The 21,960-nt window shown below is 54.5% G+C and carries 21 protein-coding genes and 12 tRNA genes; 29 read left to right on the forward strand and 4 right to left on the reverse strand.

Translation table 11 applies throughout. The features are described from left to right. The first annotated feature begins 38 nt into the window (after positions 1-38). The 13 genes from KXU80_RS23045 to KXU80_RS23105 all read left to right on the forward strand — a co-directional run bounded on the left by KXU80_RS23045 (position 39) and on the right by KXU80_RS23105 (position 1,864). Positions 39-114 (forward strand) — tRNA-Asn (locus KXU80_RS23045). 7 nt (positions 115-121) lie between these two features. Then, positions 122-212: transfer RNA gene (locus KXU80_RS23050), tRNA-Ser, on the forward strand. 13 nt (positions 213-225) lie between these two features. Further along, positions 226-300 (forward strand) — tRNA-Glu (locus KXU80_RS23055). A 13-nt stretch (positions 301-313) separates the two neighbouring features. Beyond that, a tRNA-Val gene (locus KXU80_RS23060) sits at positions 314-389 on the forward strand. A 17-nt stretch (positions 390-406) separates the two neighbouring features. Further along, positions 407-483 (forward strand) — tRNA-Met (locus tag KXU80_RS23065). A gap of 18 nt (positions 484-501) precedes the next feature. After that, positions 502-578 (forward strand) — tRNA-Asp (locus tag KXU80_RS23070). A gap of 42 nt (positions 579-620) precedes the next feature. After that, positions 621-696, forward strand: a tRNA-Thr gene (locus tag KXU80_RS23075). Between the two features lie 9 nt (positions 697-705). After that, positions 706-781 (forward strand) — tRNA-Lys (locus tag KXU80_RS23080). Positions 782-815: 34 nt separating this feature from the next. After that, positions 816-898: transfer RNA gene (locus tag KXU80_RS23085), tRNA-Leu, on the forward strand. Between the two features lie 8 nt (positions 899-906). After that, a tRNA-Gly gene (locus tag KXU80_RS23090) sits at positions 907-981 on the forward strand. 3 nt (positions 982-984) lie between these two features. Further along, positions 985-1,061: transfer RNA gene (locus KXU80_RS23095), tRNA-Arg, on the forward strand. A gap of 24 nt (positions 1,062-1,085) precedes the next feature. Further along, positions 1,086-1,162, forward strand: a tRNA-Pro gene (locus tag KXU80_RS23100). A 132-nt stretch (positions 1,163-1,294) separates the two neighbouring features. Further along, positions 1,295-1,864, forward strand: a complete 570-nt coding sequence (locus KXU80_RS23105) for a xanthine phosphoribosyltransferase (protein WP_219835483.1) — start codon at positions 1,295-1,297, stop codon at positions 1,862-1,864. Positions 1,865-2,170: 306 nt separating this feature from the next. Here the strand turns inward: KXU80_RS23105 and KXU80_RS23110 are convergent, their stop codons facing one another. After that, positions 2,171-2,806 carry a GntR family transcriptional regulator gene (locus tag KXU80_RS23110; protein ID WP_219835484.1) on the reverse strand — a complete coding sequence of 212 codons (636 nt, stop codon included), beginning with the start codon at positions 2,804-2,806 and terminating at the stop codon, positions 2,171-2,173. Between the two features lie 66 nt (positions 2,807-2,872). Between KXU80_RS23110 and KXU80_RS23115 the strand changes: the two genes are divergently transcribed. The 8 genes from KXU80_RS23115 to KXU80_RS23150 all read left to right on the forward strand — a co-directional run bounded on the left by KXU80_RS23115 (position 2,873) and on the right by KXU80_RS23150 (position 8,306). Beyond that, the gene (locus KXU80_RS23115; protein ID WP_219835485.1) at positions 2,873-3,259 is read left to right on the forward strand and encodes a GntR family transcriptional regulator; all 387 of its coding nucleotides are present in this window, start codon (positions 2,873-2,875) and stop codon (positions 3,257-3,259) included. Between the two features lie 41 nt (positions 3,260-3,300). Continuing rightward, positions 3,301-3,513, forward strand: a complete 213-nt coding sequence (locus KXU80_RS23120; protein ID WP_258171488.1) for an FCD domain-containing protein — start codon at positions 3,301-3,303, stop codon at positions 3,511-3,513. Positions 3,514-3,798: 285 nt separating this feature from the next. Next, positions 3,799-4,947, forward strand: a complete 1,149-nt coding sequence (locus tag KXU80_RS23125; RefSeq protein ID WP_219835486.1) for a mandelate racemase/muconate lactonizing enzyme family protein — start codon at positions 3,799-3,801, stop codon at positions 4,945-4,947. Positions 4,948-4,977: 30 nt separating this feature from the next. Beyond that, complete coding sequence (locus KXU80_RS23130) at positions 4,978-5,901, forward strand: SMP-30/gluconolactonase/LRE family protein (protein WP_219835487.1); 924 nt, start codon at positions 4,978-4,980, stop codon at positions 5,899-5,901. A gap of 121 nt (positions 5,902-6,022) precedes the next feature. Beyond that, positions 6,023-6,538, forward strand: a complete 516-nt coding sequence (locus KXU80_RS23135; protein ID WP_219835488.1) for a hypothetical protein — start codon at positions 6,023-6,025, stop codon at positions 6,536-6,538. A gap of 105 nt (positions 6,539-6,643) precedes the next feature. Next, positions 6,644-7,168: a hypothetical protein gene (locus KXU80_RS23140; protein ID WP_219835489.1), complete on the forward strand. Its 525-nt coding sequence runs from the start codon at positions 6,644-6,646 to the stop codon at positions 7,166-7,168. Between the two features lie 89 nt (positions 7,169-7,257). Next, on the forward strand, positions 7,258-7,989 hold the full coding sequence (locus tag KXU80_RS23145; protein WP_258171119.1) for a class I SAM-dependent methyltransferase: 732 nt from the start codon (positions 7,258-7,260) through the stop codon (positions 7,987-7,989). Then, the gene (locus KXU80_RS23150; RefSeq protein WP_219839191.1) at positions 7,986-8,306 is read left to right on the forward strand and encodes a low molecular weight protein tyrosine phosphatase family protein; all 321 of its coding nucleotides are present in this window, start codon (positions 7,986-7,988) and stop codon (positions 8,304-8,306) included. Before KXU80_RS23145 ends, KXU80_RS23150 begins: the two co-directional genes overlap by 4 nt. An 80-nt stretch (positions 8,307-8,386) precedes the next feature. Here the strand turns inward: KXU80_RS23150 and KXU80_RS23155 are convergent, their stop codons facing one another. Together KXU80_RS23155 and KXU80_RS23160 are read right to left on the reverse strand one after the other, a co-directional pair. Next, positions 8,387-9,217, reverse strand: a complete 831-nt coding sequence (locus KXU80_RS23155) for a WYL domain-containing protein (protein WP_219835490.1) — start codon at positions 9,215-9,217, stop codon at positions 8,387-8,389. After that, the gene (locus KXU80_RS23160; protein WP_219839192.1) at positions 9,204-10,589 is read right to left on the reverse strand and encodes a helix-turn-helix transcriptional regulator; all 1,386 of its coding nucleotides are present in this window, start codon (positions 10,587-10,589) and stop codon (positions 9,204-9,206) included. The genes KXU80_RS23155 and KXU80_RS23160 overlap by 14 nt, the downstream gene beginning before the upstream one ends. Before the next feature lie 168 nt (positions 10,590-10,757). Between KXU80_RS23160 and KXU80_RS23165 the strand changes: the two genes are divergently transcribed. The 4 genes from KXU80_RS23165 to KXU80_RS23180 all read left to right on the forward strand — a co-directional run bounded on the left by KXU80_RS23165 (position 10,758) and on the right by KXU80_RS23180 (position 16,303). Beyond that, on the forward strand, positions 10,758-11,543 hold the full coding sequence (locus tag KXU80_RS23165) for a nucleotidyltransferase domain-containing protein (RefSeq protein WP_258171490.1): 786 nt from the start codon (positions 10,758-10,760) through the stop codon (positions 11,541-11,543). After that, positions 11,543-12,775, forward strand: a complete 1,233-nt coding sequence (locus KXU80_RS23170; protein WP_374987801.1) for an RtcB family protein — start codon at positions 11,543-11,545, stop codon at positions 12,773-12,775. Before KXU80_RS23165 ends, KXU80_RS23170 begins: the two co-directional genes overlap by 1 nt. Positions 12,776-12,913: 138 nt before the next feature. Further along, on the forward strand, positions 12,914-14,023 hold the full coding sequence (locus KXU80_RS23175; RefSeq protein WP_219835492.1) for an N-acetylmuramoyl-L-alanine amidase family protein: 1,110 nt from the start codon (positions 12,914-12,916) through the stop codon (positions 14,021-14,023). 222 nt (positions 14,024-14,245) lie between these two features. Then, complete coding sequence (locus KXU80_RS23180; RefSeq protein WP_219835493.1) at positions 14,246-16,303, forward strand: acyltransferase family protein; 2,058 nt, start codon at positions 14,246-14,248, stop codon at positions 16,301-16,303. Between the two features lie 68 nt (positions 16,304-16,371). Here the strand turns inward: KXU80_RS23180 and KXU80_RS28210 are convergent, their stop codons facing one another. Further along, entirely contained in the window at positions 16,372-16,578 is a 207-nt protein-coding gene (locus tag KXU80_RS28210) for a hypothetical protein (RefSeq protein WP_258171120.1), read from the reverse strand. A 569-nt stretch (positions 16,579-17,147) separates the two neighbouring features. Here KXU80_RS28210 and KXU80_RS23190 point away from each other — a divergent pair. The 4 genes from KXU80_RS23190 (at position 17,148) to KXU80_RS23205 (ending at position 21,946) form a co-directional block, all read left to right on the forward strand. Next, positions 17,148-18,272, forward strand: coding sequence for a BMP family lipoprotein (locus tag KXU80_RS23190; RefSeq protein WP_219835495.1), 1,125 nt, complete (start codon positions 17,148-17,150; stop codon positions 18,270-18,272). Positions 18,273-18,371: 99 nt separating this feature from the next. Beyond that, positions 18,372-19,895, forward strand: coding sequence for an ABC transporter ATP-binding protein (locus KXU80_RS23195; protein ID WP_219835496.1), 1,524 nt, complete (start codon positions 18,372-18,374; stop codon positions 19,893-19,895). Next, positions 19,892-20,986, forward strand: a complete 1,095-nt coding sequence (locus KXU80_RS23200) for an ABC transporter permease (protein ID WP_219835497.1) — start codon at positions 19,892-19,894, stop codon at positions 20,984-20,986. The genes KXU80_RS23195 and KXU80_RS23200 overlap by 4 nt, the downstream gene beginning before the upstream one ends. 3 nt (positions 20,987-20,989) lie before the next feature. Next, complete coding sequence (locus KXU80_RS23205) at positions 20,990-21,946, forward strand: ABC transporter permease (protein WP_219835498.1); 957 nt, start codon at positions 20,990-20,992, stop codon at positions 21,944-21,946. Positions 21,947-21,960: the final 14 nt, after the last annotated feature.

The raw sequence follows: 21,960 nt of genomic DNA on the forward strand, positions 1-21,960 counted from the left end.
CAGTTTTCAGGGTGAAAGTTGCCCGAATGTATTACCGTTCCCTGATAGCTCAGTTGGTAGAGCACTCGACTGTTAATCGAGTTGTCACAGGTTCGAGTCCTGTTCGGGGAGCCATTCATTTGGAGAGATACCCAAGTGGCTCAAGGGGACCCTCTGCTAAGGGGTTAGACTGCGTAAGTGGTGCGAGGGTTCGAATCCCTCTCTCTCCGCCAGATTGTTACATAAGGCCCGTTGGTCAAGTGGTTAAGACACCTCCCTTTCACGGAGGTAACAGGGGTTCGAGTCCCCTACGGGTCACCATTTTCATCCTTATGGAGGCTTAGCTCAGCTGGGAGAGCATCTGCCTTACAAGCAGAGGGTCGGCGGTTCGATCCCGTCAGCCTCCACCATAAATGATTTCTAATGACGCGGGGTGGAGCAGCTCGGTAGCTCGTCGGGCTCATAACCCGAAGGCCGCAGGTTCAAATCCTGCCCCCGCAACCAAATTCTCTTTCATCATGTGGAGCCGTGGTGTAGTGGCCCAACATGCCTGCCTGTCACGCAGGAGACCGCGGGTTCGAATCCCGTCGGCTCCGCCATTTTAACAAATGGCAGCACAGATGAAACAGAATCATCAACATGCCGGTGTAGCTCAGTTGGTAGAGCAACTGACTTGTAATCAGTAGGTCGGGGGTTCGAATCCTCTCGCCGGCACCATCTTTAGACGAGCCATTAGCTCAGTTGGTAGAGCACCTGACTTTTAATCAGGGTGTCGTAGGTTCGAGTCCTACATGGCTCACCATTTTCTTCAAAGGAAAGTGGTACATGCATTGTGCGCGCGTATGGCGGAATTGGCAGACGCACCAGACTTAGGATCTGGCGGGCGACCGTGGGGGTTCAAGTCCCTCTACGCGCACCATACATTTTGCGGAAGTGGCTCAGCGGTAGAGCATCGCCTTGCCAAGGCGAGGGTCGCGGGTTCGATTCCCGTCTTCCGCTCCATATGTGCCCTTAGCTCAGCTGGATAGAGCATTTGACTACGAATCAAAAGGTCGGGAGTTCGAATCTCTCAGGGCACGCCATTTCTTTTTCACTTCTTTTCATATCGGGACGTAGCTCAGCTTGGTAGAGCACCTGGTTTGGGACCAGGGGGTCGCATGTTCAAATCGTGTCGTCCCGACCATTCGTAAATCCTTGAACTTCTTGCTTAGGCAGGAAGTTTTTTTGTGCTTATCATTCGCGTTACAATGGCAAGCAAAGCATACTACGTGGAGATTTTTTGTTACACTGCATACAGAAGAAAGGACGTGGAATAATGGAATTACTGAAACAGAAAATAAAACAGGATGGTATCGTATTGGATGGCGGCGTGCTGAAGGTGGATACGTTCTTGAATCATCAGGTCGATGCGGAGCTGATGATGGAGATAGGCCGGACGTTTGACGGATTGTTCCGTGAAAGCCGCGTGACAAAAATCATGACGGTAGAATCTTCCGGTATTGCCCCAGCGGTCATGACGGCCTGGTTGATGCGGGTGCCGATGGTGTTTGCGCGCAAGCGGAAATCGCTAACGCTTCGGGAGGATCTCTACACTGAGCGGGTCTATTCGTACACGAAGCAGGAGGAGAGCGAGGTTACCGTATCGCGGAAGTTTTTGTCTCCAGGTGACCGCGTGCTTATTATTGATGATTTCCTTGCGAATGGCGAAGCCGCGCTTGGCATGGCTAGGATCGTACAAAAAGCGGGGGCTGAGGTTGCTGGAATTGGTATCGTCATCGAGAAGTCGTTCCAATCTGGACGGGGCAAGCTGCTGGAACATGGTTATCGCGTGGAATCGCTTGCGCGCGTTGCTTCGCTGGATAGCGGAGAGGTTGTATTTGCATAGAATCAAAGCTTCAACAACCCATGAATGTGAAAACGTCCTCGCCTAAGGCGAGGACGTTTTCTGTATGAGCGAGCTGATCCGCAAGAGGACCTGCAGTCAGAGGAGGCATGCTGCTCAACTGTTTGAGACTCCGCGAAATAAGGAAGGTCAGGCTGATAAAAATGGTAAACAGGAGAAGCTCGATGAGGCCTGCAAGGATCGTTTTGAACAGATGATAGTCGACATTATTTGCAGGGGTACCTCCTCAGAATGCAATTATCGGTATACTTTGTCGAAAGAAAACGTAGATATGAAAAGCTATTCAAATCAATTCCATGTTCGCTTGAGCACATGCACGTACTGCTGCAATACGATTTGAAGTTCTGCAAGCGGTGCACATAAGCGGCTAAGCAGCTGTTTAATTGCGATCAGCATGTCGCCGCGATATGGGGCAGCCCAGCGGCGGTGATTGTTGGTCCAATAGAGCCGGGCTGCGCTGCGCCGTAGCGTTTCCTTCATCTCCTGGTTATGGCTAAGCGCAACAATCCGTTCGATTGCCTTAAGCTCGAACCTACACAGCTGCTGCGTGCAGCTTTCTGATGCAGCATCGGACGCAAGTGTCTCAAGCTCACCGAGGAGTTCGCGGGACAGACCACTCAGCCCATCTGGATCTAGAAGCTGCACACGAATGACCGCGAACAGTACTAGGGCTGCGATTACCTCCAATACATCGCTGACTCGCTGGGCGGAGGTGTCAAGAACAAGTACGCCATGCTTCGGAACGATTCGTACGAAGCCTTCCGTCTCCAGCTGCTGAAGCGCAGCACGTACGGGCGTACGGCTCATCTTCAGCTCCTCGCTGAGCTGGATCTCGGAGGTGACAGATCCTCGGACCAGTTCGCCGGACAGCATTTGTTCATAGATGCTATGATAGGCTTGATCGCGAAGAGAGATATTGGACATGGGCGTTCGAACCTCCTTTTCCGAAAATAACTATATTTGCAGTATAGCATGAGAGGGGAGTGCTGTATGGACAAGCAGAAGGGCGCCGTTACGCTACGAGATAAGGCTTTTCAAACGATCAAAGGGCATATCGTCCATGGAGATTGGGCGGGTGGAACATTCTTATCCGAGAAGTTTCTAAGCGAGCTTCTTGGTATGAGCAAGACGCCGATCCGGTCTGCCTTGGACCGTTTGGAGATGATGGGGCTCGTGAAGCTGTCACCGAAGCAGGGTGTATTCGTGCAGGAGCTGTCACTGAAGAAAATCCTTGAATTTTATGAGCTGCGGCTGTCGCTTGAAACGTATGCCGCCCGAAAGCTGACGGGACGGATGGATGAAGCGTTCTTTCGAAAGCTGGACGAAAATCTGGATTTGCAGGACGAGGCTGTGCAGCGGGATGATATTACGCGTTAGTCGAACTCGACCGCGAGTTTCATGCCCTGATTGTCGCGGGTCTGGATAACGGGGAGTACATGGAGGTTATGTCGAGAATTCAAGATAAATTTCTGCTCGTGGTTCGTATGACATTTGTCAAAAACAAGCGAAGACTGATCAGCAGCTTGGCCGAGCACCGGCAAATCCGCCAAGCGCTTGCAGGCCAAGATAGGGCAGCGGCCGTTCGACTTATTGAAGCGCATATTGAATACGTGAAGAAGATTATGCTCTAGGCGGCGGAGATGAATGCTGTATTCTCGTCTCGCGTCGAGAACGCAAATCAATCTTCTTACACAAACCAATCATCTTACGCAAACCAATCATCTCAGATGAATGCTGCATTCCCTTCTTACGAAGTGAACGCAAACCAATCATCTCAGATGAATGCTGCATTCCCTTCTTACGAAGTGAACGCAAACCAATCATCTCATGTATAAAAGTTAGACATCTTGTACGACCTGGAGCAGCTGTGCTACGTTGAAGCTGTACGTAAACTTGCGCAGCGGGGAGACGATGGGATGAAAATCACGGAGATTCGCACGTTTATTTTGGGCAATCCATGGAAGAATTGGCTGTTCGTGCTCGTGGATACGGATGAGGGCGTTACGGGGCTTGGTGAAGGAACACTGAACGGATTTGCGAAGACGGTCGAGGCGGCTATTCATGAGTTGAAGCATCTTGTCATCGGGCGTGATCCGTTCGACGTGGAAACGATCGGCCTGCGGCTGTTCCGCGACGTCTACTCCGACGGCGGACAAATTCAAGGGTCTGCGCTGGCCGCCATTGAAACCGCTTGCTGGGACATTATGGGGAAGGTAACGAACCAGCCGCTGTACAAGCTGCTCGGGGGCAAATGCCATGATAAGCTGCGCGCCTATGCCAACGGCTGGTACCGTGGGCCGAACACGCCGGACAACTTCTTCGAGAAGGCGAAGATCGTTGTCGCCAAGGGCTATACGGCGCTGAAGTTCGATCCGTTCGGTGCGGCGTGGCGGATGGTGAACCGGCCGGATTTTGCGGCGGCGCTGGAGAATATCGCGGCCGTCAGGGAAGCGGTTGGGCCGGGTGTCGATATTCTGATCGAAGGCCACAATCGGTTCAGCGTGTCCACGGCGCTGCAGTTCGCGGACGCCATGGCGAAATACGAGCCGACGTGGTTCGAAGCGCCTGTGCCCCCGCATCTTATATCCTCTATGGTGGAAGTGGCAAGGCGCAGCCCGGTGCCGGTTGCCTGCGGCGAAGACTACTATTCACGCGAGCAGTTCGCGGAGCTGCTGCGGCATGATGCAGTCCACATTATCCAACTCGAGCCGCAGTTTCTCGGCATCGCCGCTTCGAAGCAGGTTTGCGGCATGGTGCACGCCCATAACGGCGTGACGGCACCACACAGCGCGCAAGGACCGGTCTGCTCCGTCGTATGCAGTCATCTCAATATGGCAACGCCGAACTTCTATTTGCATGAAATTTTCGATGAGTTCAACGAGCCTTGGGAGGAGCAGGTGCTGCAGCCTGCGCTGAAGGTGCAGAACGGCTATCTGCTGCCGCCGGAAGGGCCGGGCCTTGGCGTGGAGCTCAATCTAGCGGAGATCGACAAGCATCCGTACCAGGTAGGAAACTGGCTGCCCCTATTCAAACAGGGCTGGGAGAAGCGCGAGTCTGTTAAGTAGTCCAATTTCATGCTGAGGAGTGAGTGGTCGATGACACAAACGAAAGCGAAACAATTTGCCCATGCGGCGGAGCTGCTGCTGGATTCGAAAGCGATTTTGGCTGAAGGGCCGCATTGGAATGCCCGGCAAAACAGGCTGTATTGGGTGGATATTCAAGGCCTGTCCTTCGGGCACCTCGATACGGCAACTGGCAGCAACGAACAGTTCAATATGGGGAAAACCGTCGGAGCAGTCGTCTGCGATGCCGAAGACGACGAGGTCGTCTATCTCGCGACGCGTGACGGGTTCGAGCGCTTTGACTGCCGTACGAGCACGCTGACGGCCATCGTCGATCCGGAATCCGATAAGCCGGGTAACCGGTTCAATGACGGCAAATGCGATTCTGCCGGGCGCTATTGGGCGGGCACCATGCAGGACGTCGAAGCGAACGTGACCGGCGCCTTATACGTCCTGGACAATGATCTTAGCTGCCGCAAAGCATACGACGGGGTCGGGGTGTCTAACGGCATCGCGTGGAACGAGGACGAGACGACAATGTACTATATCGATTCCATGAAGGGTACGGTAAGAGCATTCGATTATGACGCGGCTGCAGGGGACATCGCGAATCCGCGGGTTATCATTGATTTCCGCGAAGAGGAAGGGGCACCGGACGGCATGACCATCGATGCCGAAGGCATGCTCTGGATCGCGCATTGGGGCGGCTGGCAGGTGTCCAGGTGGAATCCGGCTACGGGCAAGAAGCTGGAGGCTGTCTACGTGCCTGCGGCGAAAGCGACTTCTTGCGTATTCGGCGGCGAGGATCTCGGCACACTCTACATCACGACGGCAAGCATCGGAATCTCGCCTGCGGAGCTCCAGGAACAGCCGCATGCGGGAGGGATTTTCATGTATCGGCCAGGGGTTGGGGGGACGCCGACGCATGCGTTTCGAAGCGGCAAAAGCTTAAACTAATCTTTAGCAAAACACGACTCGCGGCGGGCTATCAAAGTCTCTAAAATCGAGTATAGTAGAGTTAGAGGCGAAGGCATTCGCACAAATTTGCTTGCAACCGCTGGCGAGGAGATGGTGTTTGATGAAACGGCACGCTATGGGTATTCTACTTTCGATTCTAGGCTTAACGGCATGTATTTCAACGGCGTCGGCAGTCGATAATGAAGGTTACACCCCAGTTGTCCAAACACCGGATATGATCACCGTATTCATTCACAATATCAACCAACAAGGCGGCAGAATGACGCTGCAGGCGGACCCTATCCAGTGGTTCGAGGGCAAAGCGGCGGACGCCGAATTTCTGAAAGACGAACCGGATGCAGGCGAAGACGGCGCACCGGACGGCTATTACATCGTTAACGACGATGAGAAGCTGGAGACGTTCGAGGTTGACCCGCAAGCGGACGTCATGATGCAAATCTATGACCATACCGGCAGCTTGGTGCAAGGGACGACGGAGTGGAATCAAGCCATTTCGCTCGCGAAATTTAATGCGATCTATCATCAGAACGGGTTGATCGACGTGAGCCAGTATCCATACCATTTGACGATCAAGGACGGCAAGGTGGTTCGGATCGTACAGCAGTTTATCCCGTAACGGTAAGAAAAATTAATACCCTTCCACGTGCGTGGAAGGGTTTTTCGTTTGCGGCGTAGTAAGTGTTAGCTATAGGGAAAACTCGCCATATACAAGGAGGTCCAGATGTTCGATCCTACGATTTTTGACAACTTGAAGGTCGCGATTGAGAACCACGTATACGACTTAGACAATCTGGATAACCGGATCATGATTACGCACCGCATAGATCGCATGGAAATGGCCGTTATGTCTCGGGTGTTTGCGCTTCAGTTCACGCTGATGAACGGAAGCGGGATAACAGCCGAAGTGCGCTTGGAGGCATCGCTGAAAGATTTGGCCGCTGAAATTCTAGATCAACCCGGCGTTCAACCGGGCTGTGCGGTCAGACTGCGTTTCTACATGCCGGTCGATGATGCAGTGCAAACCTGCGCTTACATTGAGAATCACCTGATGACGATTTGGCAGCCGGAGCTGCCTCCGACGCAAACGCTCAGCTTCACGTACGGTGAAGCAAACAGAGGTTACCAGAACGAAATCGAGCTTCACTTCAATCGCAAGATTAACGAGGAGCAGATGGGAGACCTGCCCGAGCTGATCGATCACATGCTGCAGACGCTGGAAGCGCTGGAGGCTTACGGGGTCGAATAAGGGCAAGAAGTCCAGGGCAAGCGCCGGCATAGGCGAAACCAATGGGGCATATAGGTTCTTCGTATTTCACGCGGCAGGCGCGGTGGATTATGATGGAGGCAACCTTGGAGGTGGTCGAGATGGAAGATATGCACCATGTGCGCATGACGTTCGACGCGTCGGCAGCAAGTTACGACACGCAGCGCCGTAAGTTAATTCCTTGCTTTGACGATTATTACGGCACGGCCGTCTCACTGGCAGTGTCGCATGCGGAAGAGCCCCGTATACTGGATCTGGGAGCGGGAACGGGGCTGTTCGCTTCGATGCTGCTTCAGCAATACCCGAAGGCGAAGCTGACGCTGATTGACCTATCGGACAAGATGCTGGCCATCGCGAAGGCGCGGTTCGGGGAACAGTCCGGCGTTACGTATCTCTGTGAGGACTATACGGATTACAAAGCCGAGAATGAGTACGACATCGTCATATCCGGTCTGTCCATCCATCATTTGTCCGATCCCGAGAAAGCAGCCGTATACAATCATGCATATGCCAATCTGAAGCAGGGCGGTGTTTTCGTCAATGCGGATCAGGTGCTCGGTCGTACGCCGTTCATCGATGCGTTGTATAAAGAGGACTGGACGCGGAAGATTCAGGCCAGCGGACTTTCGCAGCTGGAGCTTGAAGCGGCCTACGAGCGGACGAAGATCGACCGCATGGCAGGATTAAACGAACAGCTGTCTTGGCTGACGCAAGCCGGGTTCTCGGACGTGGACTGCGTCTACAAGTATTTCAATTTTGTCGTGATGTATGGAAGAAAGCCAGCGAAAGAGGGATTGCAATAAACGTATTGTTCGTATGCAGCCGCAACAAGTGGCGGAGCTTGACGGCGGAGAAGATTTTCGAAGACACAGACGGGTGGCAGGTCCGCTCGGCAGGTACGGAGGATGCAGCGAGAATCAAGCTGACGGCCGGTCATATCGGCTGGGCGGATCTCATCTTCGCGATGGAGAAGAAGCATGTCCGGCGCATCAAGGAGAAGTTCCCGGACATGCTTCATAGCAAGAGACTGATCTGTTTGGGGATACCGGACGATTACCGTTTCATGGATGTAGAGCTCGTAGAGCTGTTGAAGACAGGAGTTTCGGAATACGCCGAGTGAAGGAAGATCTGTATATCGTATGTTAAAAAGTCCGGCAGCTGCGCTATTAAGCGCATAGGCTGCCGGACTTTTCATGCTGGTCAACCAATTAAATCTTCCTCGGCCTCCACAGCCTTAACTCCGTATCGTTCCAGCGCCTTCCGCGAGGATTCCAGCATTCGCTTCCGCAAATAATCACCTTCGGCGATCCGTACCCGCTTGCCGAGAAAGTGGATCTTAGACAGCACGTACTCGCTCTCGTCGCTGCCGAAGGTGAGCTTCACCGTGTAGACATGGGCATCCTCGTCGTAGTCGACGCTCTTCTCGAAGCAGGAGAACGCATAAAGGATACGCGACAGCTCCCGATTATAGTCAGGCACGACCTCGATCAGCGCCGTCTGCCGGACGCGTTCCTGTCTGTGCGCAATGAACGCCATCGCCTGCTCGAAGCGCTCCGGTGCGAGCTTTAATTCTTCGGCTGCCGTCATTTTGGCGAGCTTCGTGGACATGAACGAGCGCTGCCGGAGGTTGTACCAGAGCAGGTACCACTCCCGTTTCACCATGGAATACTCCAGCTTGTACGGAACGCCTTGCTGGCGGGAGAATTCGCGTTCATCCTTGACGAAGTAAGACAGCAGCACGCCTGACCCCGCTGCAATGCATCTTCGCAGGGGACGAAGAAGCGGGTGATAGACCTGCTTCTCGCGGCTGCGTGCTTTCTCCTCAAAAATCGCCTCCAGTGTCAACGCGTCGTCTTCTTGAAGGATATACTGCAGCTTGGCCAGCGTTTCTGGGGCAAATGCCGACACTGCTGCCGGGTGCTGCAGCATCAGCTTGAGCCAGGCCCGTTCGTGGGACGTCACCATGAAGGTACCGGATCCGGACAGGCGGGAGACGACTTGGTAATTGAAGATTTTTTCAAATGGATTCATAGTAGCCGGCAATCTCCTTCCACTCCGCGATCATTTCCCGCCGCAGCTGGATTGGCGCGAGCACCTCGCAGCTGGAGCCGAAGCTCCGCAGCCAAGGCCGAATTTCCGTAATGCCGTTCACGGTGATTTCATAGATGAACGCCTCGTCTTCTTCCTCGACGATTTCGCCCCACTGCCCCTGCAGCAGCACCCGCTCGCGTACGAAGTTAGGCTGGCCAGCGCCGGGGTGGAAGAAACGCGCCCGCACCTTAACGGGAGCGCCCGTGTCGATCAGCCAGCTGTGCTGCATGCGGGCTTCGAGCTCGGCTTTCTTTGCTTCGAACACCGCAGGCTCGACGGCATCGCCTTCGGTAATTTGCGTCATGCCCTCCAGCCGGAATTTACGAATGCCGTCCCGGCTGTTGTTGGCGAGCATATACCATCTGCCGTACTGGTGGTCATAGACAATTCGGATCGGCAGTGCGGTCTGCTCGGTGCCGCTGTTCTCCCGCTCGAACAGCGGATTGGTGTTCTTGGCGCCGTAGCTCCGCTCGGATTTAGGCGAGAAATACAGGAAGTTCACCCTGCGCTGGCTGCGGATCGCCGCGAGCAGCGTAAACAGATGTGCCTCATCGAGTATGCGGGAGTAGTAGTGATATTTGTAGAGAAAAGGCTCCGCAGCTGCCTGCAGGCGATAAGCCGCAGACGCTTCGGCATGCTCCGCGTCAGCGGCTTCCACTACAGGGCCGGAATTGTCCGTATTGGAGCCGCTGCTCGTTAGACTTTTGCGGAGATGGTCGCGAAGCAGATAGCCCTGCACCGAAGGCACCTGCGTGTTGGCCATGACATCCACGAAGTCCATCAGATCGACAAGCTCGTCGTTCGACAGCTCGCGCACAAGGTCGTTCTGAATGCGGTAACGGTAAGGACGCGGCCCGGTCGCCCGCTTGATGACGCCGACCTCCTCCATATATTTCAGATCCATGCGGATCGTCTTCTCGTCCGGGAAGAGCATGTCCCCGCCGGTAGGCTCGTTGCAGCAGTGCTCCAGCAGCTCCAGCGCCGTCATCGGCTTCTCGTGCAGGGCCGAGAGCAGCAGGGCAAGGCGGTAGCTCTCGGATTCCTTGAGCGACTTCGCCCGGAACAGGAAGAGCAGCATCGGATCCGCGGAATCGTAGTAGCTGAAGCGGACCGCCTCCGTAAACTCCCGGCTGCTTTCATCGGGAAGCTGCTGTACGGCGCTGACGATCTCCTTCAGGCGGCGGATCGTTTTGTCGAAGGTATGGACCGAAATGCCGAGCCGGTCCGCAAACTGCTGCCGGTTATAGGCGCCGCTGGTCAGAACGAGCATGCGCAGAAACTGGATTTCTTTATCGAAGCTTTCTTTTGCCAACGTTGTCACCGGCTTCCATCTGTGCTATGCCTCTATTGTAGCAGGGCTCATCTTGATGTGGAACGGCAATGTTTCTCGCGCATCGCCATACTTTCGCCGTGTTCGAAACTTGCGCAATCATGGACAATGATGCAAGAGCCGGAAACGAAGGAGAGGATTCCATTGACCATCAGCTACTCGAAAGCACAGATCAACGAACAGCTCGCAGCCATTGAGCAGGAGGAACAGGTGCGCATCCTCTATGCTTGCGAATCCGGCAGCCGGGCCTGGGGCTTCCCGTCCAAGGACAGCGACTACGATGTGCGGTTCATCTATGTGCGCCCCATGGACGAATATCTATCGATTGACGAACGCAGGGATGTTATTGAGCGGCCGATCAGCAGCATGCTGGATATCAGCGGGTGGGATTTGAGGAAGGCGCTAAAGCTGTTCCGCAAATCGAACCCTCCGCTGCTGGAATGGCTGCAGTCGCCGATTCTCTATATGGAGCAAACGACGGCCGCCGAACGGATTCGCGGGCTGTCGCCGCTCGCCTTCTCGCCCCGTTCTTGCCTCTATCATTACTTGCATATGGCACGGGGGAACTACCGGGTCTACCTGCAGGGCGACCGCGTGCGAATGAAGAAATATTTCTATGTGCTGCGGCTGATTCTGGCCTGCCGCTGGATCGAGCGCACGGGCACGATGCCGCCGATGGACTTTCAAACATTAGCGGCGGCTATGATTCCGGAGAACAGCGAGCTGAGGCTGACCATCGACCGGCTGCTGGCGCGCAAAATCGCCGGTGACGAGCTGGATTACGAGCCTCGTCTGGCCGTTCTGAACGATTATCTGGAGGCGCAGATCGCGTACTTCGAAGAAGCCGCGGTATCGATTCCGGCAGCTCAGCCAGCGCAGGGCAGCGAATTGGACCGGATATTCCGGTCCGCAATTTATGAAGCATGGGAGCGATGATGCAGGTGGCATATACACTTATAGACGGCGTACGCGTTTGGGGCACCCCTGATGAAGGGGCGGTATCGCAAGCGAAAACTTGCGCGTCCGCCGGCAATGTCGTGCAGACTTTGCTTATGGCGGATCATCACAAAGGCTACAGCCAGCCGATCGGAGGCGTCGTCGTATACGACGGGCAAACCTCGCCCTCCGGCGTTGGTTACGATATCGGCTGCGGCAATAAAGCGGTGCGTACGAACCTGATGGCGAAGGACGTGAAGCCGCGCCTTGCCGCCGTCATGAATGAAATTGCGCGAAACATCTCGTTCGGCGTCGGGCGGGTGAACAAGGAACGCGTCGATCACGAGCTGTTCGACGACCCGGATTGGGCGGTGTACCGGGCAGTCGGGCGGCAGGAGCATGATAAGCTACTGACGCTTGCGCGCGATCAGCTGGGAACGGTTGGAAGCGGCAATCATTTTGTGGATCTGTTCGAGGAGGAGACGACGGGCAGATTGTGGGCGGCGAACCATTTTGGCAGCCGCGGCTTCGGTCACAAGACGGCGAGCGGGTTCATGAACATGGCCGCGGGGCGGGAGTTTCTCGGCAAGGCTCCGGGCGAATCGATGGATCAGCCGCCGGTGCTGCTAGCTCTGCATAGCGAGCTTGGCGACATGTATGATCGTGCCATGCGGCTGGCCGGGCGTTATGCCTATGCTGGCCGGGATTACGTCATGAGCCAAGTGCTCAGGATACTGGGCGCCGAGGCGGAGTTCGAAGTGCACAACCATCATAACTACGCTTGGAAAGAACGCCATAGCGGTATGGATACCGTGGTCGTCCGCAAAGGAGCGACGCCTTCCGCGCCAGGGCAGCTTGGTTTTATCGGTGGCAGCATGGGCGACATCTCCGTCATCGTGAAGGGCAAGGACACGGCCGAGAACCGGGATGCCTTCTACAGCACGGTGCATGGAGCGGGCCGTGTCATGAGCCGAACGGAAGCCGCGGGCAAAATGAACTGGAAAACCCGTACCCGCAGCGGAGGACGGATTACCCCGGCACAGATGAAGTCGGCGGTGGATGCCTTCGGCGTCGAGCTTCGCGGTGCCGGAACCGACGAAAGTCCGTTCGTCTACCGCAAATTGCAGGATGTGCTGGACGCTCATGCCGGGACCATCGACGTGCTTCACGTACTGAAGCCGATCGGCGTATGCATGGCCGGGGCGGATGAGTTTGACCCGTATAAGGATTAGGGCGATCGAATGAAGGCGAAATCACGCTTCATGAAGATCCTTGAATGGTAACAAAAACGGCCAAATTGTAGGATGTCGTATTCTTCCAGCCCTGCTATAATAGGAGTCTACCTTTTCTATCAGCAGGAAGGAGATTGTATGCGAAAACAGATCAGTCTGGCTCTTATTCTAGTTATTGTTATCGGTGTCCTAGGCTTGCGTTCCAGCGAAGCGTCGGCAACGACCAAGCTTCCCTATCAAGCCAAAGTCAGCAGCGCCGTGCTCAATGTCCGCAGCGAACCGTCTCTGCAGGCTTCTGTCGTCGGCCAATTAAAGGCCGGAGATACCGTTACGGTTACGGACGAGGAAGACGACGGCTGGGTACAGATCAAGCGCAATAAACTCGTCGGTTATGCGGCAGGCTATCTGCTGCGCAAGTCGGATAACAGCGGTCAGACGGCGGGCACGTCGACAGGCTCTCCTTCGTCGGGCCATGTGAGCACGAACCCGGGCTCGACCGCGACGGTCATCACGGATTCCCTGCGTATTCGCTCCGGTCCAGGGACGAGCTACAAAGTCGTGGGATCGCTTAAGCAAGGCGAGCAGGTTACGATCTCCGGCAGCAAAGGCGATTGGCTTCACATCCTAACGGTCAATAAGGTTGCGGGCTGGGTGGCCAAGGAATATGTCGGCAAAGGCGCGGGACTTTCAAAGCCGTCCGGCAAGGGCATTAGAGGTAAAGTTATCGTCGTCGATCCCGGACATGGCGGCAGTGATCCCGGCATGATCGGAACGACCTATGATACGAAAGAGAAGGAGCTTACGCTCAGCACGGCGCAATATCTCAAGCAGGAGCTGGCGCGGCTCGGCGCGACCGTCATTATGACGCGTACGACGGACGTGAAACCGGAGCTGTCGGAGCGAGTTCGCATCAGCGAAAATAAGCGTGCCGACGCCTTCGTCAGCATTCACTATAATTCGTCCGTGAAGAAGACGAGCGGGGTGCTCACCTTCTTCTACTCCGAGAAGAAGGACAAGCCGCTTGCTCAGGCGGTCGAGGCGGAGCTGAACGGGGCCGGCAGCGGACTTCGCAGCAACGGGCTTTCCTTCGGCGATCTGTATGTGCTTCGCGAGAACGACACCGTCGCGACGCTGGTGGAGCTGGGTTTCCTCTCTAATCCGAAGGACGAGTCGATCGTCCGCGGTTCCGCATACCAGCGAAAAGCAGCCGCGGCGATCGCGAGAGGCGTAGCGGATTATTTTCATTAATGGTTGATCCCTTCGGCGCAGGCCGAGGGGATTTTTTGTGTATTCGAGGCTTGTCCAATTGGTTACAAAATCGAGCAGGAGCAGGCGCTGCTTTGATACCGTGTTGTAACTCTTCTGTAACGACATTAAATGGAGCGCGTCTTATAATCGACACTGTAACCGGATCACGCGGTAATCGAGACAGCATGAGGGAAGCGTCCCCTGCTGGAAGGAGAATGTTTTATGCCAAAACCATTAGGAAACAGCGGCCGTTATATGCCCGGCCTTGACGGGCTGCGCGCGATCGCTGTTTTTGCAGTCATCGCCTATCATCTTAACCTCTCATGGGTGCCGGGCGGATTGCTGGGTGTCGGCATCTTCTTCGTTCTTTCCGGCTATCTCATCACTGATATTCTACTCAAGCAGCATGCCACGGCAGGGCGTCTGAACCTGGGGGATTTCTGGATTCGGCGGGCGCGGCGTCTGCTGCCTGCGATGATGATCATGCTGACGCTCGTGTCGGCATGGCTGCTGGTCACTGACCCAGCTCGATTATTCGCGATGAAAGGCGAGATCGTATCGGCGCTGCTTTATTACAGCAACTGGCGGATGATCTTCCATCACGTGTCTTACTTTGAAAGCTTCGGACCGCCTTCTCCGCTCGGCCATCTCTGGTCGCTTGCGGTCGAAGAGCAGTTCTATCTCATATGGCCGATCGTACTCGTATTCATGGCGCGCAAGCTTCGGCAGCGCGGCAGGCTGCTGCTCTGGATTCTAGGCGGAGCGGCGGTATCGGCAGCCGCTATGGCGCTGATTTATGTGCCCGGGCTTGATCCGAGCCGGGTGTATTACGGTACGGATACGCGCGCCTTTGGGCTGTTGACCGGCGCGGCCCTGGCGGTCGTCTGGCCGAGCTGGAAGCTGAGCAGCGCGCTTTCACACCGCGGCAGAGCCGTTCTTGATGCGGTCGGAATCGCCGGACTCCTGACGGTTGCGTTCATGATTGCTCGTGTCGGCGAATACGATACCTTCCTCTATCGCGGCGGCATGGTGATTGTATCGGCAGCGACCGCAGCCGTCGTTGCGGCGATGGCTCACCCGGCAAGCCGGCTGGCCCGCCTGATCGGGAGCAAGCCGATCAGGCGGCTGGGCGTCAGGTCGTACGGGATATATCTGTATCACTATCCCGTCATTGCATTATCGACGCCGGCGGCGCAGGTGGATGAATTCCACCCGGTCCGCGCCATGGTTCAAGTGCTCGTATCCATAATGCTTGCCGAGCTGTCTTGGCGTTATGTGGAGGAGCCGATTCGGCACGGTGCGCTCAGCAAGCTTCGCAGCAAGTTCGCGGCAGACTTACGCGTGAGTCCGTTGAAACATGGCCGGGGCATGATGATTGCGGGCATCTGCGCGCTGATGATCGTCAGCGTATCCTGCTCGAGTCCGAACAATAAGGTTGAAGGCGACGACGGCCATACGGCAGCGGAAAATAACCAGCCCGTTAACCATGCATCGGATGGGGGCAGTGCTGGATTAGTGGATACCATGGGCCACGCGGCGGAATCCGGTGCATCAGACGGGACAGCCGGCTCGGGAACACCGGCTGATGATTCAAAGGGGGGCGGCGCCGATACAACAAAACCAGGATCCGGCTCACCGGGCGGGGGCAGCGGCAAAGGCCCGAACAGAGGGAACAGCGGGAATCTGAAACCGGAGGTGGCCGGAGACAATAGCAGCTCTGAGGCAGGGAAGCCGGAAGGCGGCTCTGCAGCAGGGAATTCGGGCGGGCACGAACAGCAGCCAGCCACAACGAATCCGAAAGCAGGCTCTGGTGTAACGGTTATCGGTGATTCCGTTATTCTGGACGCCAAGTCTTTCCTGGAGAAACGGATCAAAGGCGTCGTCGTCGAAGGGAAGGTCGGCCGTCAAATGTCTCAGGCGGACGACGTGATTGCAGATCTCAAGAAGCGCAGGCAGCTTGGCCAAATCGTCGTTGTCGAGCTCGGCACCAATGGCTCCTTTACGCAGAAGCAGCTTAATCAGCTGCTGGAAGCGATCGGCGAAGACCATACCATTTATTTTGTGAACACCCGCGTGCCGCGCAAATGGCAGGATGTCGTGAATGACATGCTGACAGATACCGTTGCAAACACGCCGAATACGAAATTGATCGATTGGTATACCGCCAGCAAGGATCATGAGGACTTCTTCGCCAAAGACGGCGTTCATCTGAAACGGAGCGGCGGCGAGTTTTTTGCCAATCTGATCGTCGATTCGTTGAAGCACCGCAGTATAAGCTAGTCCTGCTTCCTCTAAACGGAGCTGCCCGAGGTCATGGGGACATGACGAAGGGCGGCTCTTGTTTTAGTTTACTGACACGCGGGGTATGGAAGAATATCGTTGATTTGGTTGAAGGGGTAATGGAAGGTGGCAAACTGGGATGCATACAAATATTGGACCACATAGACTTCGCCGTTTTGGACGCTGCAGAGGGTGCCGGATACGCCGTGACCGTTCTTCAAGGAAATGCCGACCGGACGGCCGATAAGGTACATCGCTTTTTGCTGCAGCTGCATGCCGCTCTGCATTTGACTGGCTTGATTAGGGGGGGAACATGGATAGAATCACTCCTTTGGCAATATACGATTCGGAAACTGTTGTATGCTTATGTACCTGCTGCCTGCTCGAACACTGTGGATGCCCACGGCGTCATCCAGAAAAAAATTAACACTTTCATGTTTATTTATGAAGAAATTACCAGTGAATTCGGCTATACTACATACTGAAGTCGTTTGCTGTCGAAATGACTCGACGAATGAAGACGGCTGTGCTTGTGAGCAGTCCCATCCAGGCTTCGAATGGGGACATGCTTGCAAATTGAAAACCTATGATACGTCAGGAAGAATGTTGGAAAGACCCCAGGATTCCGGTAATACGATGGTGAAATAAGGATAGGTGTCAATCTGATGTCACATAATCTAACGTTAAGAGAGAGGAAGTACAGGTTATTTCAACAAAAGCTGTTTACAAAAAGGGAAAATCCCCGTATATTTGTTACATATCAAACAAATGATAAAACAGCTTTTTTACAAATGTTCAATCAGGGGCTGTAACACACCTAAATATGGAAATGGGGCGTAAAGGAATGAAGAAAAGTATTGGGCTGCTCGTTATTTGTACGTTGATCTTGGTTTTGGCAGCGTGCGGCAATAACAACAGCAAGAACGAAGGCACGAACGCAGGTACGAACGGCGGAAGCGCGCACGAAGGCACGAAGGCATCGTTTAAAGCAGGTATGGTAACGGATTCCGGCACCATTGACGACAAATCGTTTAACCAAGGTACTTGGGAAGGCTTGCTGCGCGCTACGAAAGATCTAGGCGTTGAGAGCAAATACTTGAAACCGACTGGCACAACAGAATCCGACTACTTGAAAGAAATCGGCAACCTGTACGATGCAGGCTACAAAATGGTTGTCGTACCAGGCTTCAAATTCGAAACAGCTATCTATGCAGCACAAGATAAATACAAAGATGCAAACTTCGTCCTAATCGACGGCTCACCGCATACAGCAAAGGATATGACGCCAAAAGTTGGAGCGAACACGGTATCGATCTTCTTCGCAGAGCATGAATCGGGCTTCATCGCAGGCGTAGCGTCCGCGCTGCAGCTGAAACAAGGCGAAGCTGGCTTCATCGGCGGCATTGAAATCCCGCCGGTTCAAAAGTATAACTGGGGCTTCCAACAAGGCCTGAAATACGCGAACGACAATCTCGGTACGAAAATCACGCTTAAGCCTGAAAATGTCGTGTACCAAGGCAGCTTCGACGATGCGGCAGCAGGCGGCCAAATCGCGGCGCAAATGTATGACCGCGGCGTTAACTTCATCTTCACCGCTGCAGGCGGCGTAGGCGTAGGTGCGATTAACGAGGCGAAAACGCGCGCTAAAGCAGGCAAATCCGTATGGATCGTAGGCGTTGACGGCGACCAATACAAAGACGGCGTATATGAAGGCGACAAATCCATCATCCTTACATCTGCAATGAAGAAGGTTTCCGAAGCTTCCTTCGATATGGTGAAGGCGCTGCAAGAAGGCAAATTCCCAGGTGGACAAACCTTGACATTCGACATCAAGAACGACGGCGTAGGTATTCCTGCAACGAACCCGAACCTGGACGACACTACGATAACGAAAGTCAACGAAGTGATCACGAAGCTGAAAAGCGGCGAGATCAAAGTGGCTGCCGAAAAAGGCGATTTGATTAAATAAAAATAGGCTATAAGTATGTCATATCCTTGAAGAGACGGGCAGATCCGTCTCTTTTTGGTTGCTTGCCTTACGATTATTGTGATAAAGGAGCCGTATCGTATGGAGTTTGTAGTGGAAATGATCAATATTCACAAAGAATTTCCTGGCGTCATCGCGAACGATGATATAACCCTTCAGCTGCGGAAGGGAGAAATCCATGCGCTTCTCGGCGAGAACGGGGCGGGCAAATCGACGTTGATGAGCATTCTGTTCGGCATGTACCAGCCAGACAGCGGCTCCATCAAGGTTGGCGGCAAGCAGGTTCGAATCGCCAATCCCAACGTCGCGAACAATTACGGTATCGGGATGGTGCATCAGCATTTCAAGCTGGTTAGCAATTTTACCGTTACGGAAAATATTATTTTGGGCAATGAGCTGACGCGCGGCGGCGTTCTGAATATCCAAGGGGCTTCCCGTAAGATTGAAGAGCTGTCCAAGCATTATGGCCTCAATGTGGACCCTCATGCGAAGATCGAGGATATCTCTGTCGGCATGCAGCAGCGGGTTGAAATTCTGAAGATGCTCTACCGCGACGCAGAGGTGCTTATTTTCGATGAGCCGTCTGCCGTTCTGACGCCGCAGGAGATCGAAGAGCTTAGCAAAATTATGCTGAAGCTGGTAGCCGAGCGCAAATCGATTATTCTGATTACCCACAAGCTGAAGGAAATCAAAGCGGTTGCGGACCGCTGCACGGTTATCCGCAGAGGCAAGACGATCGGCACGGTCGATGTCAAAACGACCAATGAACTGCAAATGGCGGAAATGATGGTTGGCCGCAACGTTTCGTTCAAAGTGAACAAAGAACGCAGCAAGCCGGGTGAAGTTATCCTGAAGCTGGAACAACTGACCGTCAATAACAACAAGAAAGTAGCCGGGCTGAAGAGCTTCAACCTCGACGTTCGCGCAGGGGAAATTGTTGGTATTGCGGGCGTGGAAGGCAATGGTCAAACGGAGCTGGTGGAAGCGATTACAGGACTGCGCAAGACGGAAAGCGGGCGTATTCTTCTTCAAGGAAAGGACATCACGCGCGATTCCATCCGGTCGCGGATCGATAAAGGGATTGCTCATATTCCGGAGGATCGGCATAAGCGGGGCCTGGTGCTTGACTATACACTGGAAGAGAACATGATCTTGGAAGTGTACAATAAGCAGCCGTTCTCGAAGCGCTGGATTCTGAACCGGTCCGCGATTCGGAAATATACGAGCGACATTCTTAGCAGCTTCGACGTACGCTCGGGACGCGGTCCTGTGTCCGTCTCGCGTTCGTTGTCAGGCGGTAACCAGCAGAAAGCGATTATCGGGCGGGAAATCGAGCTTAATCCGGATCTGCTCATCGCGGTTCAGCCAACGCGCGGACTTGACGTCGGGTCTATCGAATATATTCATAAGCGGCTTATCGAGCACCGAGACAAAGGAAAAGCAGTGCTACTCATATCGCTTGAGCTCGACGAAGTCTTGAACGTCTCCGATCGTATCGCGGTTGTGAACGGCGGAGAATTAATCGGCATCGTGGATGCTTCCGAAACGAACGAAAAAGAAATAGGCTTGCTGATGGCCGGCGTAAGCAAAGGGGGAGAACAATGAGAAGCATCGTGATATCCCTGTTTGCGGTATTGTTCGGCTTACTCGGCGGCGCAATTCTGATGGCAGCGACAGGGCATGATCCCATAGAGGGATACAAGTTCCTCTTTCAAGGCGGCTTAAAAAATTCCGAGCGCTTCGGCAATACGCTGGCAACGGGAACGCCGCTCGTATTCACCGGCTTGTCGGTAGCATTCGCTTTCCGTACGGGGCTGTTCAACATCGGGGCAGCGGGACAAATGCTGTTCGGCGGCTTCTGCGCAACCGTAATCGGCCTCAATGTGGATACGTCCAGACCGCTGCTGCTAGCGATGATGATTCTGGCAGCGATCCTTGGCGGCGGTGTATGGGCGTATATTCCGGGCTTGCTTAAAGCGCGGTTCAACGTTCACGAGGTTGTATCCACGATTATGATGAACTGGGTCGCCTATTGGACGGTGTATTACGCCGTGCCTGCTTACTTGAAAGGGGAGCAGATCGAGACGGAGTCCAGGCTCCTTCCCGATAAGGCGACGCTTAAAGCGATGCATTTGTCGGATCTGTTCGGCGGCTCCTATGTCAATATGGGTCTATACCTTGGGGTAATTGCTACGATTCTCATCGCGTTCATCATTAACAGAACAACGCTTGGGTACGAGCTCAAAGCGGTCGGTCACAACCGGCATTCCGCCGAGTACGGCGGTATTCGCGTCAACCAAAGCATCATTCGTTCCATGCTGATCTCCGGCGCGCTATCCGGCCTCGGCGGCTTGGCTCAATACGCGGGCAACGGTGCGAACATTCAGATCGGCGTGCTGCCGTCGCAAGGGTACGACGGAATCGCCGTTGCGCTGCTCGGCGCGAATTCCCCGCTTGGCGTGCTGCTGTCCGCGATGTTCTTTGGATTACTATATTCGGGACGCGGCTTTATGAACGCCATGACGGAAATACCGCCGGAAATCGCGGATTCGATTATCGCGATCATTATCTACTTTGCGGCTACGAGCGTGCTGCTCGATAAGCTGATTACGCGGATATTAAACAAAAGGCGCGCTCCTTCAATGCCGGTTAACGGCGGCACAGGCGGACCGGTCAACGGAAAGGAGAAGGGATAGCTGATGTGGACGACACTTGTTCAAATATTTCCTTACGCGATCATGTTTACGATTCCGCTGCTCATTACCGCTTTGGGCGGGCTGTTCAGCGAGCGAAGCGGCGTAGTCAATATCGGTCTAGAAGGGCTCATGATTATCGGCTCGTTCACGAGCGCGTTCACGATCTACAAATTGAACGCGGCTTGGCCGGGACATCCGATGCAGTCCATCTGGATTGGTCTGCTGATTGCGACGGTCGTCGGCATTCTCTTCTCCCTGCTGCACGCCTTCGCGAGCATCCATCTGAGCGCCAATCAAGTCATCAGCGGTACCGCAATTAACATGATCGCTGGTGCGATTACCGTATTCCTGTCGCGCAACATTACAGGCAGCGGCAATATTCGGCTTGAAAATGGATTTCAGCCCTTTAATGTACCGGGGTTGTCCCATATTCCGGTTCTTGGGCCGCTTCTCTTCTCCAAGACCTACTGGACGACGTGGATCATTCTCGCTATCGTGCTGTTCAGTGCCTTCTTGCTGAAGAAGACGCCATTCGGCCTGCGTCTTCGTTCTTGCGGCGAGTATCCGCAGGCAGCAGAGGCGGCCGGCGTTAACGTCAGACGGATGCGGTACATCGGCGTTATCATTTCCGGTGCTTTCGCAGGTCTTGGCGGCGCCATTCACTTGGTTACGATTTCGGGGGAATTTACGGGCTCCGTATCGGGCCTTGGCTTCCTTGCTCTCGCGGCATTGATCTTCGGCCAATGGCGGCCGCTCGGTATTCTCGCGGCGACGCTGTTCTTCGGCTTCGCAACGACGATTGCCAACGTGTCGCAGGTTATTCCGGCATTGGCTGAGATTCCGCCGTATATCCTTAAAGTGTTTCCATACGCAGTGACATTGATCGCGCTGGTGGTGTTCTCCAAGAGTTCGCAGGCACCTAAAGCGGCAGGGGAGGTATTCGATTCCGGTAAACGTTAAATCTTGGGCCAGGG

This window comes from Paenibacillus sp. R14(2021) (assembly GCF_019431355.1).
Taxonomy (GTDB): domain Bacteria; phylum Bacillota; class Bacilli; order Paenibacillales; family Paenibacillaceae; genus Paenibacillus_Z.